Origin of the sequence: Paracoccus sp. SCSIO 75233 (genome assembly GCF_027912675.1) — a bacterium.
Taxonomy (GTDB): domain Bacteria; phylum Pseudomonadota; class Alphaproteobacteria; order Rhodobacterales; family Rhodobacteraceae; genus Paracoccus.
Genome location: NZ_CP115757.1, coordinates 718,598 through 733,882, shown reverse-complemented (window position 1 = coordinate 733,882; position 15,285 = coordinate 718,598). Strand labels below are relative to the sequence as shown.

At 57.2% G+C, this 15,285-nt stretch carries 13 protein-coding genes; 9 read left to right on the top strand and 4 right to left on the bottom strand.

All coding sequences use genetic code 11. The annotated features are described in order from the left end of the window. Positions 1 to 40: 40 nt before the first annotated feature. The 4 genes from PAF12_RS03520 to PAF12_RS03505 all read left to right on the top strand — a co-directional run bounded on the left by PAF12_RS03520 (position 41) and on the right by PAF12_RS03505 (position 3,873). Positions 41 to 454, top strand: coding sequence for a hypothetical protein (locus PAF12_RS03520; protein ID WP_271108626.1), 414 nt, complete (start codon positions 41 to 43; stop codon positions 452 to 454). Positions 455 to 760: 306 nt separating this feature from the next. Next, positions 761 to 2,125 (top strand): MmgE/PrpD family protein, encoded by a 1,365-nt coding sequence (locus PAF12_RS03515; RefSeq protein WP_271108625.1) that lies wholly within the window; start codon positions 761 to 763, stop codon positions 2,123 to 2,125. Positions 2,126 to 2,272: 147 nt separating this feature from the next. Next, on the top strand, positions 2,273 to 2,695 hold the full coding sequence (locus tag PAF12_RS03510) for a Zn-ribbon domain-containing OB-fold protein (protein ID WP_271108624.1): 423 nt from the start codon (positions 2,273 to 2,275) through the stop codon (positions 2,693 to 2,695). Further along, positions 2,692 to 3,873 (top strand): thiolase family protein, encoded by a 1,182-nt coding sequence (locus PAF12_RS03505; RefSeq protein WP_271108623.1) that lies wholly within the window; start codon positions 2,692 to 2,694, stop codon positions 3,871 to 3,873. The genes PAF12_RS03510 and PAF12_RS03505 overlap by 4 nt, the downstream gene beginning before the upstream one ends. 45 nt (positions 3,874 to 3,918) lie before the next feature. Here the strand turns inward: PAF12_RS03505 and pcaF are convergent, their stop codons facing one another. After that, on the bottom strand, positions 3,919 to 5,118 hold the full coding sequence (gene pcaF, locus PAF12_RS03500; protein ID WP_271108622.1) for a 3-oxoadipyl-CoA thiolase: 1,200 nt from the start codon (positions 5,116 to 5,118) through the stop codon (positions 3,919 to 3,921). A 222-nt stretch (positions 5,119 to 5,340) separates the two neighbouring features. Here pcaF and PAF12_RS03495 point away from each other — a divergent pair, with 222 nt between their 5' ends. The 5 genes from PAF12_RS03495 (at position 5,341) to PAF12_RS03475 (ending at position 9,701) form a co-directional block, all read left to right on the top strand. Further along, the gene (locus PAF12_RS03495; RefSeq protein WP_271108621.1) at positions 5,341 to 6,171 is read left to right on the top strand and encodes an SDR family oxidoreductase; all 831 of its coding nucleotides are present in this window, start codon (positions 5,341 to 5,343) and stop codon (positions 6,169 to 6,171) included. Beyond that, complete coding sequence (locus PAF12_RS03490) at positions 6,168 to 7,025, top strand: enoyl-CoA hydratase/isomerase family protein (RefSeq protein WP_271108620.1); 858 nt, start codon at positions 6,168 to 6,170, stop codon at positions 7,023 to 7,025. The genes PAF12_RS03495 and PAF12_RS03490 overlap by 4 nt, the downstream gene beginning before the upstream one ends. A gap of 11 nt (positions 7,026 to 7,036) precedes the next feature. Continuing rightward, positions 7,037 to 8,269, top strand: coding sequence for a CaiB/BaiF CoA-transferase family protein (locus PAF12_RS03485; RefSeq protein ID WP_271108619.1), 1,233 nt, complete (start codon positions 7,037 to 7,039; stop codon positions 8,267 to 8,269). A 69-nt stretch (positions 8,270 to 8,338) separates the two neighbouring features. Beyond that, on the top strand, positions 8,339 to 8,821 hold the full coding sequence (locus PAF12_RS03480) for a MaoC/PaaZ C-terminal domain-containing protein (protein ID WP_271108618.1): 483 nt from the start codon (positions 8,339 to 8,341) through the stop codon (positions 8,819 to 8,821). A 223-nt stretch (positions 8,822 to 9,044) separates the two neighbouring features. Then, entirely contained in the window at positions 9,045 to 9,701 is a 657-nt protein-coding gene (locus PAF12_RS03475) for a CaiB/BaiF CoA-transferase family protein (protein WP_271108617.1), read from the top strand. Positions 9,702 to 9,736: 35 nt separating this feature from the next. Here PAF12_RS03475 and PAF12_RS03470 read toward each other — a convergent pair. The 3 genes from PAF12_RS03470 to PAF12_RS03460 all read right to left on the bottom strand — a co-directional run bounded on the left by PAF12_RS03470 (position 9,737) and on the right by PAF12_RS03460 (position 13,639). Beyond that, positions 9,737 to 11,100, bottom strand: a protein-coding gene (locus PAF12_RS03470) for an IS3 family transposase (RefSeq protein ID WP_271106531.1) whose coding sequence is annotated in 2 segments (ribosomal slippage) — positions 9,737 to 10,750 and positions 10,753 to 11,100 — 1,362 coding nt in all. Because the reading frame shifts where the segments join, the coding sequence is not laid out codon by codon here. A gap of 44 nt (positions 11,101 to 11,144) precedes the next feature. After that, positions 11,145 to 12,146 carry a sigma-54-dependent Fis family transcriptional regulator gene (locus PAF12_RS03465; protein ID WP_271108616.1) on the bottom strand — a complete coding sequence of 334 codons (1,002 nt, stop codon included), beginning with the start codon at positions 12,144 to 12,146 and terminating at the stop codon, positions 11,145 to 11,147. A 129-nt stretch (positions 12,147 to 12,275) separates the two neighbouring features. After that, a protein-coding gene (locus tag PAF12_RS03460) for an IS3 family transposase (RefSeq protein WP_271106531.1) occupies positions 12,276 to 13,639 on the bottom strand; the annotation gives its coding sequence in 2 pieces (ribosomal slippage) (positions 12,276 to 13,289 and positions 13,292 to 13,639; 1,362 coding nt in all). Positions 13,640 to 15,285 lie beyond the last annotated feature (1,646 nt).

Sequence of the window (15,285 nt, the reverse complement as noted above, 5' to 3'; positions counted from 1 at the left end):
CTCGCTTTGGGATATCTCAAAATATGTACTTCGGCAAGAAATGGGCGCGCATGGCGGGGGAGCGTTGATTGCGTTCAATAGAGATACTTGGAACAGCCTCGAAACCGAAGCCAAGGCACTGATAATCGGTGAAATACCCGCTGCGCTTGCTGAACTTGCGACTGGATATGTTGCCGAAGACGAGCTTGCCATCAGCGAAGCTGGAGATCACGGCGTCACGATCAATCCCGCAGACCCTGAGGTGACAGCCTTGCTGGCCGAATACCGCAAGGGAGAAGTCGAGCGAGCCATCGAGCGGGCCGAGGAACGGGGCGCGGACGCGGCTCGTCAGTTGTCAGAGGCATATCTTGAGAACCTTGCGAAATGGGAAAAGATTTCTAACGAGGTCGGCATGGACAAGGCGCTGATCGAAGAGGCGCTCAATCGCGAGATCTATTCCAAGCTGGAGATGTGATCCGACTGGAGGTCTATCGTGCAATGCGACATCACTGTCCGGGAGCTTTTACCCGGGTAGTTGATCAAACCGGACGCGGTCGTCAAACGTCGAATATATCGCGAATGAAATTGTCAGGTGCGAAATCGTCATCCGGACCGGCTCGGCCTCGGTCCGGTCGGCATGATAATTGCGCCGTGTGCACAAACAGCACGATATTTGCCCTTGCTTCAAGGAAGCAGGCAAATCGAAATTCGTAAACCAAATGAGCAGCGACGTGCCTTCCAATTGGAACCGCCGCCGTCGACAAAACCGTAGGAGAGCAAAATGACCATCGCAGAGCGTTACGGGGAATGGAGCAATGGCACCGGTATTTCCGACATTTCGCAGGACATGCTGGAACGCACCAAGCTGCACATTCTCGATCAGATTGGTGCTCAGGTCAGTTGCCGGAACATGCCAACGGTCAAGCTCGCCTATGACTATGCCAGAAAATATGCCCGCGAAGGTAAGGCGCATCTGGTTGGGACCGCCGACCGATACGACGCCGAGTTTGCGGGCTTTGCCAATGGCACGGCGGGCAGCGCCTTTGAAATTGACGACTACGGCGGCAACGGTGCCTACTCACATCCGGGCTGCACGGTCGTGCCTGCTGCGATCGCGCTTGCCGAGGAACGCGGATATACCGGCGCGGACGTCCTGCGCGGCGCGGCCTTGGGGTTTGAAACCGTGATCCGCCTGTCCCGGGCCTCAATGCCTTCGATGTTTCTTGGTCGCGGTTTTCATCATACCAGTGTGCTGGGCGTGATCGGAGTGGCTGTAACCGGCGGCGCTATGGGACGCTACACAGGCGAAGTAGTAAGCAATGCCATCTCACTCGCCGCCAGTCAGGCAGCGGGAACAACCGAGTACTCGCAAAGCGGGGGCGAGGTGAAACGGTGCCATGCGGGCATGGCCGTTGCGGGCGGCATCCGCGCACTTCGTCTGGCCGAAGCCGGACTAACCGCGCCGCCGACCATTCTGGAGGGTAAACGCGGCTTCCTACAAGCCTATTGCGACGACTATGACGAAACCAAATTATTGGACGAACTGGGACAGCGTTGGTTCTTCCTCGAACATGGTGCGATCAAGCCCTATGCCGCTTGCGGGCTTTTCCACCACCATTTCGCCGCCTATGACGATCTGCTGAAAACGCATGGTTTCGCCCCCGAGGACATCGAGCAAGTCGAACTGGGATGTGAGCCGCTGATGATCGTCCATAACGGCGCACATGGTCCCGAGCCAAAAGATATCGTGGGCGCACAGTTCAGCAGCAAATACAGCATGGCAATGCGTATGGTGCTGGGACAGAACGATGTCGGTGCGTATCTGGACATGCAGGATCAGAAATTCTCGAACCCTGAAATTCTTGCGTTGGCAAGGCGCATCTCAACCAAAGAGGTCAAGGAATTCGGCGAGTTCCCGCCACGCGGAAGCGTCAGCGTCACGCTGACCGACGGTCGCAGTTTCGAGGCCGTGGGCTATGCACTGGGATCGCCAGAAAATCCCTTGGGTGCGGCGGATATTCAAGAAAAATATCTTCAGCTTGTCTCGCGCGAATGTGGCGATGATCTGGCGCGGCGCTCGATGGAGATGATCCTCAGGCTGGAAGATGTGACGGATCTGAGCGAGATCACCCGGCTGTTTGCCTGACCGGTCTCCACCTGCTTGATGCTGGCTCTTGTTCAACCTGTCTACCATTCCGAATGGCACGTTTCTTGCCCTGTACTGACCCAGGTAAGTAAACGAAGTTGCAGCAAAATCGCACGCTTCGTTCGGCACCATTCGAAAGGACAGGGCGTGACAGATCAGCTTCCGAAACCCGTTTTGAACGGGGATTCCGAAATCTACTGGACAGGCGCGGTAGAAGGAAAATTGCTGCTGCGGCAATGCAAGGATTGCGGCAAGCTTCATTTTATGCCGCGCCATATTTGTCCGAATTGCTGGAGCGAAGATCTTGAGTGGATCCCCGCATCAGGTCGCGGAAAGATCCACAGCTTTACCGTTATCCGGCGTGCCTCAGATCCGGCCTTCGTGTCGCTTTGCCCGTATGTCGTTGCGCTGATCGATCTCGAGGAAGGTCCCCGTATGATGGCGAATATCTTAGGGGAAAATGCGCTGGATGCGGCTATCGGCACTGATGTTGAGGTGATGTTTGAGGATCGCGGCGACGGTGCCGTTGTCCCTCAGTTTCAACTTGCGGAAGCTGGGGTCGCAGCATGATCAAACCTGCATCTCTCAAGAACAAGGCAGCCATTGTCGGCGTCGGGGAATCCGATATCGGGCGCGTGCCGCATATGACCGGGCTGGGTCTGAACGCACAGGCGGCAAAGCGTGCCTTGGATGAAGCTGGCTTGAAGCCGGACCAGATTGACGGCTTGCTGACCGCCTATTCTTTCACCGAACCCTATTTCATGCTGGGATCGGTGCTGTGCGAATATCTGGGGCTGAAGCCGACTTTCAACGCTTCAATGGTGGTCGGCGGCGCGTCACCCGCGATCATGCTCAAACATGCGGTGGAGGCGATCGTGGCCGGTCAGGCCGAGATTATTCTGGTCTGCGCCGGGGAAAACCGCGCAACGGGCGCGAGCCGCGACAGCACACTGGCCTCTCTGCTGGCAGTCGGGCATCCCTATTTCGAACAACCCTATGGTGGTACGATACCGGGCTACTATGCGATGATCGCGCGGCGCTACATGGAGGTCTATGGAACAACGCGCGAAGAAATGGCCGCGGTTTGTGTGAACAGCCGCAACCACGCGTTGCTTCATCCCAATGCGCATATGAAAAAGCCGATCACGGCAGAAGATGTGCTGAACTCGAAACCTATCGCCGATCCGCTGACCATGCTGGATTGCTGTCTGATCTCGGATGCGGGCGGTGCGATTATCGTCACCTCGGCCGAACGGGCCGCCGATATGGTGGACAAACCGGTCTTTCTTCAGGGCATCGGGGAGTATCACACGCATGAACACATCATGTGTGCCCCGTCACTAACCGAATTCGGCGCAGAGAAATCAGGTCAGATCGCCTATGATATGGCGGGGCTGACCGCGAAGGATGTGGACGTGGCCGAACTCTATGATTGCTTTTCCATCGTGCCCATCCTGGAAGCGGAAGAACTAGGCCTGATGCCGCGTGGAGAAGGCGGGAAATTCTATCTCGACGGTCATGCCGAGATCGGGGGCAAACTGCCGATCAACACGCATGGCGGCATGATGTCCCATGCACATGCCGGTGCCGCCGGGGGGCTGCTTGGCATTGTCGAGGCCGTGCGCCAGCTTCGCGGCGGACTTGGCGACCGGCAGGTTGCAGATGCGAAGATCGCCCTTGTCCATAACGAGGGCGGCATCCTGTCGTCACACGGTACGATGCTGTTTTCAAACGAACGGTTGAGCTGATCAGAAAAGAGGGGCCACCGCGACACGCGTGGTGGCCCGCATGTGTCATGCCTTTTCAAGCGCGATGGCAATCCCCTGCCCTACACCGATGCACATGGTTGCCAGCGCGCGTTTCGAACCGGTATTCTGAAGTTCCAGCGCCGCCGTCCCTGTAATCCGCGCACCCGACATTCCCAGAGGATGCCCAAGCGCAATAGCCCCACCATTGGGGTTAACCCGAGGATCATCATCTGCGATTCCAAGCTGCCGCAAAGTTGCCAGACCCTGGGCCGCAAAAGCCTCATTTAGCTCGATCACATCGAAATCCGAATGCTTCATGCCCAACCGGTCCAGCAGCTTCTGCGACGCGGGTGCCGGGCCGATGCCCATAATCCGCGGCTCGACCCCGGCAACTGCACCTCCCAGAATGCGCGCAATCGGCGTCAACCCATGTTTTGCAGCGGCATCGGCCGAAGCGATGATCAAAGCTGCTGCACCATCATTCACACCAGATGCATTGCCGGCGGTGACGGAGCCATTCGGGAATAGCGGCCTGAGCTTCGCCAGAGATTCCGCGTTGGTTTCGCGGGGATGTTCATCACGATCGACGCGGACTGGATCGCCCTTGCGCTGCGGAACAACCACCTCGGTTATCTCCTGCGCCAACCGTCCATTTTGCTGAGCTGTCGCCGCTTTGGTCTGCGATGCCAGCGCCATTGCATCCTGTGCCTCACGCGAAATCCCGAAATCATCCGCCACGTTCTGGCCGGTCTGCGGCATGGAATCGACGCCGTAAGCGGCTTTCATCGCCGGATTAACGAACCGCCAGCCGATCGTGGTGTCATGGATTTCCATCTGCCGTCCGAAGGCCATTGTGGATTTAGGCTGTACGAAGGGTGCCCGCGACATGGACTCGACACCTCCGGCAACGATGAGTTCCGCCTCACCAGCCCGGATCGCGCGCGCCGCCGCAATTACCGCATCCATGCCGGACCCACAAAGCCGGTTGATGGTCGTACCGCCGATGCTCAGTGGCATGCCAGCCAGCAGCAGCGACATGCGCGCTACATTCCTGTTGTCTTCACCGGCCTGATTGGCGCAACCGAATATCACGTCATCGACCGCCTCCCAGTCTGCATTTTTATTGCGTGACATCAGTGCCCTCAACGGGACAGCACCCAGATCGTCCGGTCGAACCGCCGATAGCGCGCCGCCATAGCGGCCAATCGGTGTACGGATATAATCACAGATAAATGCGTCGGTCATGATGAAGCCTTTCCGAGAGAGTCGGTCACTAAGGGCGGTTCCGCAGAGTACCGGCAACCGCGGAGATACCGCACCCACGCAAGGCTCATGCCAGAGCATATGGCTGCGCAAACGAGTTGCCGGCTGAATTGGCACAGCACTTGCGCAGCACAGTGACGAGAGTTCACAAAACTGCCATCGGCGCCCTCGGGCTTCGTCGAACCAATGAGAGGATGGAATATCATGATCCAGGAGGCTTTCAATTCGGACACGCTTAAAGGACGCGTGGCACTGATTACCGGTGGTGGCAGCGGGATCGGCTTTGGAATTGCGACTGCAATGGTAAATGCGGGCGCGAAAGTCGTGATTGCCAGCCGCAAGACAGACGTACTCGAGGAAGCAGCATCAAAGCTGAAAGCGATAGGCGGCGACGTCGCCTGGGTGCAAACCGACGTGCGCGAGCCCGAACAGGTGAAGCGAGCGGTTGAAACCGCAGTCGATACGTTCGGCGGGCTGGACATCATGATCGCGAATGCCGCCGGGAATTTCGTCGTCCCCAGTGCCACCATGTCACTGAATGCTTGGCGGACGGTCATCGATATCGACCTTAACGGCACGTTCTATTGCGCTCAGGCCGCCTATCCACATCTGAAGGCCTCGAAGTTCGGTGGTCGTTTGCTGGCCATCTCGACCATGCGGGCGCTGGAAGGCTGGCCGGGCTGCGCGCATGCCGGGGCCGCTAAGGCGGGAATCATATCGCTCATCCGTTCACTTTCAGCGGAATGGGGTGCCGATGGCATTCGGTGCAACACTATCGCCCCCGGTGCTATCGGAAACACCCTCGGCGTGCAGAAGATCTATGAGGATCAGGGCGATGAAGTTCGCCGTCAGCAATTGGCACAGATCCCGCTGGGCGAGCTGGGCCGGGTCGAGGATATCGCCGCTGCTGCAGTATATCTTTGTTCAGCACTTGGCGACTATGTGACGGGGACCGATCTGGTCGTGGATGGCGGACGACAGCGGCGCATGCAGGAAGGCAGCGGTGCCAACGGCAAGAAGGAGAGCGCGGCGTGATCAAGCAATACCCCCATGTCGAAACCGAGCGGGACGGATCGGTTCTGATCATCCGCCTGGACAATGCCGGTGCAAAGAATGCGCTGACGCGGGAAATGCGTTATTCGCTTCGCGATATCGTGCGCGAGATAGAGGACGACCGTTCGGTTCGTGCCGTCTATCTGACCGCCAAGGGCGACGCATTCTGCGCAGGCGGCGACCTGAACATGCTGATCAACGCCCATCAGCCGTGGGAGGTACATCGCCGCTTCCGCCACGCAAACAGGCTGTTCCCGCCCTTGATGACCCTCGACCGCCCGGTGGTTTGCGGTGTTAAGGGGTACGCAGTCGGGGGCGGCATGGGGCTGGCACTTTGTGCAGATGTCATCATTGCCGCCGAAAGCGCGCAATTCATGTCGGGATTTTACCGTTTGGGCGTCGTGCCCGATTGCATGGCGTTGTTCACATTGCCGCGGCTCGTCGGACTGGCCCGTGCGCGGAATTTCCTTCTGACGAACGGCACATGGTCGGCTAAGGAAGCGGCGGATCTGGGCGTTGCCGCCAAGGTCGTTCCGGATGCCGATTTGGATGCCGAAGGTCTGGCGCTGGCGCAGAAACTGGCCTCTGGTCCGGCAGAGATCATGGGACTTTCGAAGCTCATCATGCTGAAGTCTTTCGAAAAATCCATAGACGACATGATGCTGTACGAAGATCTGGGTCAGTCACTGGCCATGTCGGGCGCTGAATTCAACGAGGGGCTCGATGCAGTAAGCAACCGCCGCAAGCCCGATCACGCTGCAGCCGCTGCAGCCGACCCAACCAATGACGGACTGCCCGATCTGAGCAAGCCCGTATCAAGTCAGCAAGACAAGTAACAGGTCGCCGCATGTCCGACTATCAGAAACGTATGGAAGAATTCCCGCAGCCTTCGCCCCGCCCGACGGGCGCTCCGCTGCCGCTGGACGGGATCAAAATCGTTGATTTCACACACTACATCGCGGGGCCGTTCGCCACCATGATCCTTGCCGATATGGGCGCGGATGTGATCAAGATCGAAGCGCCCAAGACAGGCGACAATTTCCGCCGCTATCCGCCGATCCCGCCTGAAATCGACGGTGGCACGCCTTATCTTTGGTGCAACCGCAACAAACGTTCCGTGGCACTCGATCTGAAATCCGAAAGCGGGATTCAGACCGCCAAGGACCTGATCGCGAAAGCTGACGTTGTTGTGGAGAATTTTTCGGCCGGTGTCATGGACCGACTGGGACTTGCCTATGAAGAGCTGCGGAAAACCAATCCTAGGCTAATCTATTGCGCGGTTTCAGCCTACGGACGCACGGGCTCCTACAAGGATCGTCTTGGTTTCGATCCAATTGCACAGGCCGAAAGCGGCTTTATCTCGATGAATGGCTATCCCGACCGCGAAGGGGTGAGGGCTTTGACCCCGGTCATGGATATTACGACCGCCATGATAGCTGCGAACGGAATTCTCGGTGCATTGCTGGCGCGCGGGACGAGCGGCGAAGGTCAGTATCTGGACGTGGCGTTGTATGACTCCGCGTTCCTGATGACTGGATATGCCAATTATCAGGAACTCTACAAAGGCGAAGCGGCGCCGCGCTACGGTAACGTAAGCCCCGACACAAGCCCTTCAGCCGCCTACCGCGCCTCGGATGGTTCTTTTTATATCAACAGCGGCAATGACCGGCTGTTCCGCCGCCTTCTGACCGATGTTCTGGATATGCCGGAAATGGCGGATGATCCCCGGTTTAAAACCAATGCGGACAGGATCGCGCACCGGGCAGAAATCGACGAGCGCATTCAGAAAGAGTTTGAGACGAAGCCTCGCGCCTATTGGTCCGAACGGATGCGCAAAGCCGGGGTCCCCTGTGGCGAAATTCGCAGCCTGTCAGAGGCTATTCGTGCGCCGGAAGCCAAGGAACGCGAGATTATGACCCGCATTCCACATCCGCAGCTTGGTTGGATCCCGAATATCCGCTTGCCGATACAATACGAAAAAACACCGCTCGCCGATCCCCGCAGGGCACCAGCCGTAGGTGAAGACACCGACGCGGTCATTGCGGATTGGCTGGGCAGAAATTCGGATCAGGATGATTGACCGGGTCGTCGGCGCTCAGAACGGATCGACGCCCGCACATAAACCAAAAAGAAAAAAGGGAGAGACGGTATGGAAGCAAAGATAAGCATTGAGGCCAAACCGCGGGGTCATTATTTCGACGACTTCTCGGTCGGACAGGAATTTCTGACGCCAGCACGCACGATTACGCAGACCGATATCGTAAATTTTGCGTGCTTGTCGGGAGACTTCAACGAAGTCCATACCAATTTTGAATACAGCAGCAGCACCCCATTTGGCGAACCAATTGCGCATGGGCCGCTGGTTTATGCCGTTCTCGCGGGGCTGCAATATGCGACGGGCATCAACGACGGAACGCTGATTGCACTTCTGCAGATTGACGGCTGGCGAATGCTCGCCCCGGTCAAACATGGGGACACAATCCGGCTGCACTCCGAGGTTCTTGAGGTCAAGGAAACCAGCAAGGGTGATCGTGGCGTCGTGACCTTCCTGCGTCGCGGCGTCAAGCAGGACGGGACGATCATTCAGGAAATGACGGCGAAATATCTCTATCGCAAACGACCGGTCAACTGAACTGGCCAGAAGTTAACGGAATGTCCGTGTCCTCCCCCACGGACATTGAGGCCCGCTTCGCATCCGGCAAGCCCGGTGCGAAGCGGGATGGCGGTTCTGCAGGCCAATGATCAGTTCTCAGGATCGAAGGCGCCCATCGGAAAACGCGATCATCGGAACAAGAGTTGGCACCCTCCTTGCGTATATTCGGATGAACTGACCCACAGTAGAAACGGAGCCGAGCATGAACCGCAAAGCCGAAACAACAGGTACCGATCTGCCATACCTGTCATTGCCGGTACAGGCGCGCAGGCCGGGTTTGGGTTTTCTGAAGGACCTGCGCGTCATCGACATGACAACTTCCGTCGCGGGGCCTTATGCAACAATGCTGCTGAGTGATTTCGGGGCCGAAATCATCAAGGTCGAACGGCCAGCAGGGGATGACGCGCGTCAGTGGGGCCCTCCCTTTCTGAATGATGAAGCGCTTTGGTTTGCAGCCATCAACCGGAATAAGAAAAGCGTGGTGCTGGACCTCAAAGCTGATGAGGATATGCAGCGCCTGCATGCGTTGCTGCGCACAGCCGATGTCTTCATCACAAACCAACCGCCTGATGTTCAGCGCAAGCTGGGGCTGGATCAGCAGGCGATCAGGGCCGTTCGCGAAGATATCGTCTTTGTCTCAATCACCGGCTTTGGCATGACCGGGCGGCGGGCTGAACTAACCTGCTATGACCTGATCGCAGAGGGTTATTCCGGGATCATGGACATCACCGGCGCGCTTGGCGGCGATCCGCAGAAAATCGGTGCGCCCGCCGCGGACATGCTGGCCGGACAGGATGCCGCGATGGCCACAATTGCTGCCTGTCCGTCGTCAGAACATTTGGCGCAGATTGGGGCGTAGACTAGCGGAGAGCGGGCCTCGTCTGGGATTTGATGTTAGGCTGTGAGCTTGCGGTGCTGCAAGCGCCGATATTCGATGGTTTTTCGTTTGATCCTTTCGCGCTGTTTGATGATGGCCTGTGCCCTGCCGAAGTAGACATCGGCAGGCGTCACGTTGGCCAGGCTCTCGTGGTAACGCTGGTTGTTGTAGTGCTCGACGAAGGCCTCGATCTGGGACTCGAGGTCGCCGGGCAGGAAGTAGTTCTCCAACAGGATGCGGTTCTTCAGGGTCTGGTGCCAGCGCTCGATCTTGCCCTGGGTCTGCGGGTGGCACGGCGCGCCGCGCACATGGCTCATCTTGTTGGACTCGATGTATTCGGCCAGCTCGCCCGCGATGTAGCTGGGGCCATTGTCCGATAGCAGCCTGGGTTTGTGTAGAACGGTGGCGCTGTCGCAGCCCGAGGCGGCGAGCGCGAGGTCCAGCGTGTCGGTCACGTCCTCGGCCCGCATGTTGGTGCATAGCTTCCAGGCGATGATGTAGCGCGAGAAGTCGTCAAGCACCGTCGAGAGGTACATCCAGCCCCACCCGATGATCTTGAAGTAGGTGAAGTCGGTCTGCCACATCTCATTCGGCCGCGTGGTCTTGGTGTGGAACTGATCGGCCGCCTTGATTACCGTATAGGCTGGGCTGGTGATCAGGTCATGGGCCTTGAGCAACCGGTAGACCGTGGCTTCCGACACGAAGTAGTGTTTCTCGTCGGTGAAGCGCACGGCCAGTTCGCGTGGGCTGAGGTCGGTCGCCTCCAACGCCATCTCGACGATCTGGTCCTGGATGTCCTCGCCAATGCGGTTCCACACCCGGTTCGGTGCCGAAGGGCGATCCTCCAGCGCTTCCGGCCCACCTTCCCGGTAGCGGTCATACCAGCGGTAGAAGGTCCGGCGGGCAATGCCGAGCTGGTCCAGCGTCCGCCTGGCCGGCAGGTGCGACTGCTCGACGATACGGATGATCTCCAGCTTCTCGGATGCGGGATACCTCATTCGTCGTCGCCCCCATCCGCGATCATGCTTTTTTTAAGCAAGCGGTTTTCCAGCGTCAGGTCCGCCACGCACTCCTTCAGCGCACGGGCTTCGCGGCGCAAGTCCTGCACGTCACCGGAGGTCGCCGCACGGGCGGTGTCCCCGGCCAGGCGGCGTTTGCCGGCTTCCATGAACTCCTTGGACCAGCTGTAGTACAGACTCTGCGCGATGCCCTCTTTGCGGCACAACTCGGCGATACTGTCGTCACCGCGAAGACCTTCAAGCACGATGCGGATCTTGTCTTCGGCCGAGAAGTGGCGGCGGGTCTGACGCCGGATGTCCTTGACCACCCGATCTGCAGGGGGCTTGGTCGGCGATTTTGAATTGGAGGATTTGGGCTTCATCTTCGTTCCTTCGTCACTACGACGAAGCCCAAATCCTCCTTAAATCACAACCTCAAATCTGTGCCATAGCCGCTGACGGGGGACACGACTGGGCAGATGCGATAAAAGAGATCCAGGCGGAATTTTCCTTTTTCAACCAGCTCTTCAAGGTCGTGGTTCGTTGCACTACACAAGCGGAAATCAACACTTTTCGGCTTGTCACCGCCGACCCGCTCAACCACACGATCCTGCAACACTCGCAATAGCTTGGACTGTGTATCAAGCGCCATGTCACCGATCTCATCCAGGAAGATCGTCCCCTTATGCGCCTGCTCGAACTTGCCCGGACGGCCTTTGCGATCCGCTCCGGTAAATGATCCGGCCTCGTAGCCGAACAACTCGCTTTCGACCAGTGAATCGGGCAAAGCAGCAGCATTCACGGTGACCAATCTGGCATCCCTGCGAGAACTGAGCATATGCAGCGCTTGGGCGACGAGCTCCTTGCCTGTGCCGCTTTCGCCTTGGATCAGGACAGGGATGTCCAGAGGGGCTATTTTTCGGATTTGCTGCCGCACAGATTGAATGGCAAAGCTCTGACCTATAATCGCATTCAGAACCTGATCGCCCTCAACAAGGTCTTTCGATTCCTGCTTATAGACCGCGATCTCATTTTCCAGGGCATGAATACGCTTTGTCATCGCCTCCAGCTGCTGCGGGCCCTTGAACATGATCCGGCCTACTGCCCCAACGACTTTTCCATCGTGACGAATCGGATGGCGGGAGACAACCCTTGGTCCGTCTTTCATCGGATAAATCTGCCCGACCTCGGCGATGCCGGTTTTGACGACATGATGCAGACGCGTATTTGCAATAACGTCGCGCGCGTTCTTGCCCGCGGCCTCGCCGTCCTTCAGACCAAGAGCCTTTTCATGCACAGGCGATAGGAACGCGACCTTCCCCTTGGCATCAACGATCGTCATCGCCTCATACGGGTCGGATAGAATGTGATCGATGATGTCGTAGGCAAAAGGCACACTGAGGAAAAAATTCAGAACCAGTTCTGACAAGTTGTCGGATAGGAGTATCATCGCGCCCTCTGAAAGGGGGCAAATAACTGCAATTTGTCCGTCGTCAGAACATTTGGCGCAGATTGGGGCGTAGACTAGCGGAGAGCGGGCCTCGTCTGGGATTTGATGTTAGGCTGTGAGCTTGCGGTGCTGCAAGCGCCGATATTCGATGGTTTTTCGTTTGATCCTTTCGCGCTGTTTGATGATGGCCTGTGCCCTGCCGAAGTAGACATCGGCAGGCGTCACGTTGGCCAGGCTCTCGTGGTAACGCTGGTTGTTGTAGTGCTCGACGAAGGCCTCGATCTGGGACTCGAGGTCGCCGGGCAGGAAGTAGTTCTCCAACAGGATGCGGTTCTTCAGGGTCTGGTGCCAGCGCTCGATCTTGCCCTGGGTCTGCGGGTGGCACGGCGCGCCGCGCACATGGCTCATCTTGTTGGACTCGATGTATTCGGCCAGCTCGCCCGCGATGTAGCTGGGGCCATTGTCCGATAGCAGCCTGGGTTTGTGTAGAACGGTGGCGCTGTCGCAGCCCGAGGCGGCGAGCGCGAGGTCCAGCGTGTCGGTCACGTCCTCGGCCCGCATGTTGGTGCATAGCTTCCAGGCGATGATGTAGCGCGAGAAGTCGTCAAGCACCGTCGAGAGGTACATCCAGCCCCACCCGATGATCTTGAAGTAGGTGAAGTCGGTCTGCCACATCTCATTCGGCCGCGTGGTCTTGGTGTGGAACTGATCGGCCGCCTTGATTACCGTATAGGCTGGGCTGGTGATCAGGTCATGGGCCTTGAGCAACCGGTAGACCGTGGCTTCCGACACGAAGTAGTGTTTCTCGTCGGTGAAGCGCACGGCCAGTTCGCGTGGGCTGAGGTCGGTCGCCTCCAACGCCATCTCGACGATCTGGTCCTGGATGTCCTCGCCAATGCGGTTCCACACCCGGTTCGGTGCCGAAGGGCGATCCTCCAGCGCTTCCGGCCCACCTTCCCGGTAGCGGTCATACCAGCGGTAGAAGGTCCGGCGGGCAATGCCGAGCTGGTCCAGCGTCCGCCTGGCCGGCAGGTGCGACTGCTCGACGATACGGATGATCTCCAGCTTCTCGGATGCGGGATACCTCATTCGTCGTCGCCCCCATCCGCGATCATGCTTTTTTTAAGCAAGCGGTTTTCCAGCGTCAGGTCCGCCACGCACTCCTTCAGCGCACGGGCTTCGCGGCGCAAGTCCTGCACGTCACCGGAGGTCGCCGCACGGGCGGTGTCCCCGGCCAGGCGGCGTTTGCCGGCTTCCATGAACTCCTTGGACCAGCTGTAGTACAGACTCTGCGCGATGCCCTCTTTGCGGCACAACTCGGCGATACTGTCGTCACCGCGAAGACCTTCAAGCACGATGCGGATCTTGTCTTCGGCCGAGAAGTGGCGGCGGGTCTGACGCCGGATGTCCTTGACCACCCGATCTGCAGGGGGCTTGGTCGGCGATTTTGAATTGGAGGATTTGGGCTTCATCTTCGTTCCTTCGTCACTACGACGAAGCCCAAATCCTCCTTAAATCACAACCTCAAATCTGTGCCATAGCCGCTGACGGGGGACAGGCCAGAGTATAAACACCGGCCGTCCAAGACGTCAGAGTTACATCCTTCGTAAATGTAAGAACAGTCTCGGTGCCACCGACGACGCCGCTTACCCCGCCGACATTATTGCCATAATAGTTGGATTCGTTGGCATAACAAACCGATCCCTTGGTCGCATAGACGACTCCGTTCGGTCCGGGTGGTACATTGTCACCACACGCGGCCAGACCAATGTCGGGCACCACGGCAAGGAACGCTACAAACGGGGCACAGCTCGCAACCTTCCCCTTCCACTTGATCACACGCCCGCCCTTACTTGAAGGCACGAAGTTTACGGAGCCAGCAGGCTGGCTTTTAGGCTTACTTGACACTGTACTACCCACAACTTTCAAAATCACATTGGCGCGGCTTATATCCCACGCGATATTTACTTTCCATATCTCGGGCAGGCAGAAAAACTATATAAATAGCCAAGTTTTATGCTGTAGTACCCCTAAATCCCTTTCGATATCACGTTATTCAAGTAATAAAATTTTTGTGATAATTGGTGTTATGGAATCTAAAAACGCCCACATAATCACATGTCACAAAAATAAAACATAACTTTTAAATGCAGAATATTTATGGCTCGAATTCCTGAATCTTATATTCATAATTCATCTATGAATTTCTAAATTTAACTGGTGAAAATTTTTGAGTCAGTCGGCTCTGGGATGAGTTTCTCAATAGCGTTTCGAACTCAGCGACGCATATGTCGCGCTATCACAACACCCCTTGCGACTGGTTACGACTGAACACTCGGGTGTCAGCGACGCGAACGAGCCACAGAATGAACGGGAAATGGGGCCCGAAGCCTTGTAAATCGGGGCGTGATCCACTTACCCAAGGATTCAATCCGGGAGGGTGAACGCAACAGGCGCAGACAATCCCGCAGAGGATATTTCCGCCTCAATCCGGCACCACAGAAGCCCCCTCGCCCAAGCTACCCAGCCCAAACGCCAGCCGACCCGCGCCGTCCCATCACAAGACAGATGGCCGGACACCCCGTCCCACGACCCCCGGTTAACTGTTAATTGCATAATAAGTTGCATTTGCTACAAAATATCACTACAATCATAGGTAGAAATTCACTTTAGCCCACCAGCTGCGCGCAGATCGCTTGCTTCGTTGGGCATTTTCTGATCGCCGCGCAATCGAAATCGCGGCGGCAGGGTTCTGCGCGGTTGCGCATGAAGGTTGTAGGAAGGCCGTTTTTGTGACGAGGATAAGATTGTGTCGGGTTTTATTGGAAACAGTTTCGATATCTTTTATGGCAAGGGAATGCGCAACAGGTTAAATTCCTGTTTTATATCAATAGAAAAACCAAATACCTCCTACGGAAGCGGTTCATTCTCTATTGATCTATCTATCATGAACAGGCCCGGACGCGCCACGCCCCGGCGGCCAATTCACCATGCCCATCCGGATCGCGTAATTTTATATGATCCGCCATCTGGATATCGCCTCGCGCCGGAATACGACAACTCATTCCAATTATGGCGCAAATCAACTCACTCAAAGATCACCACCTTGAGTTGATTT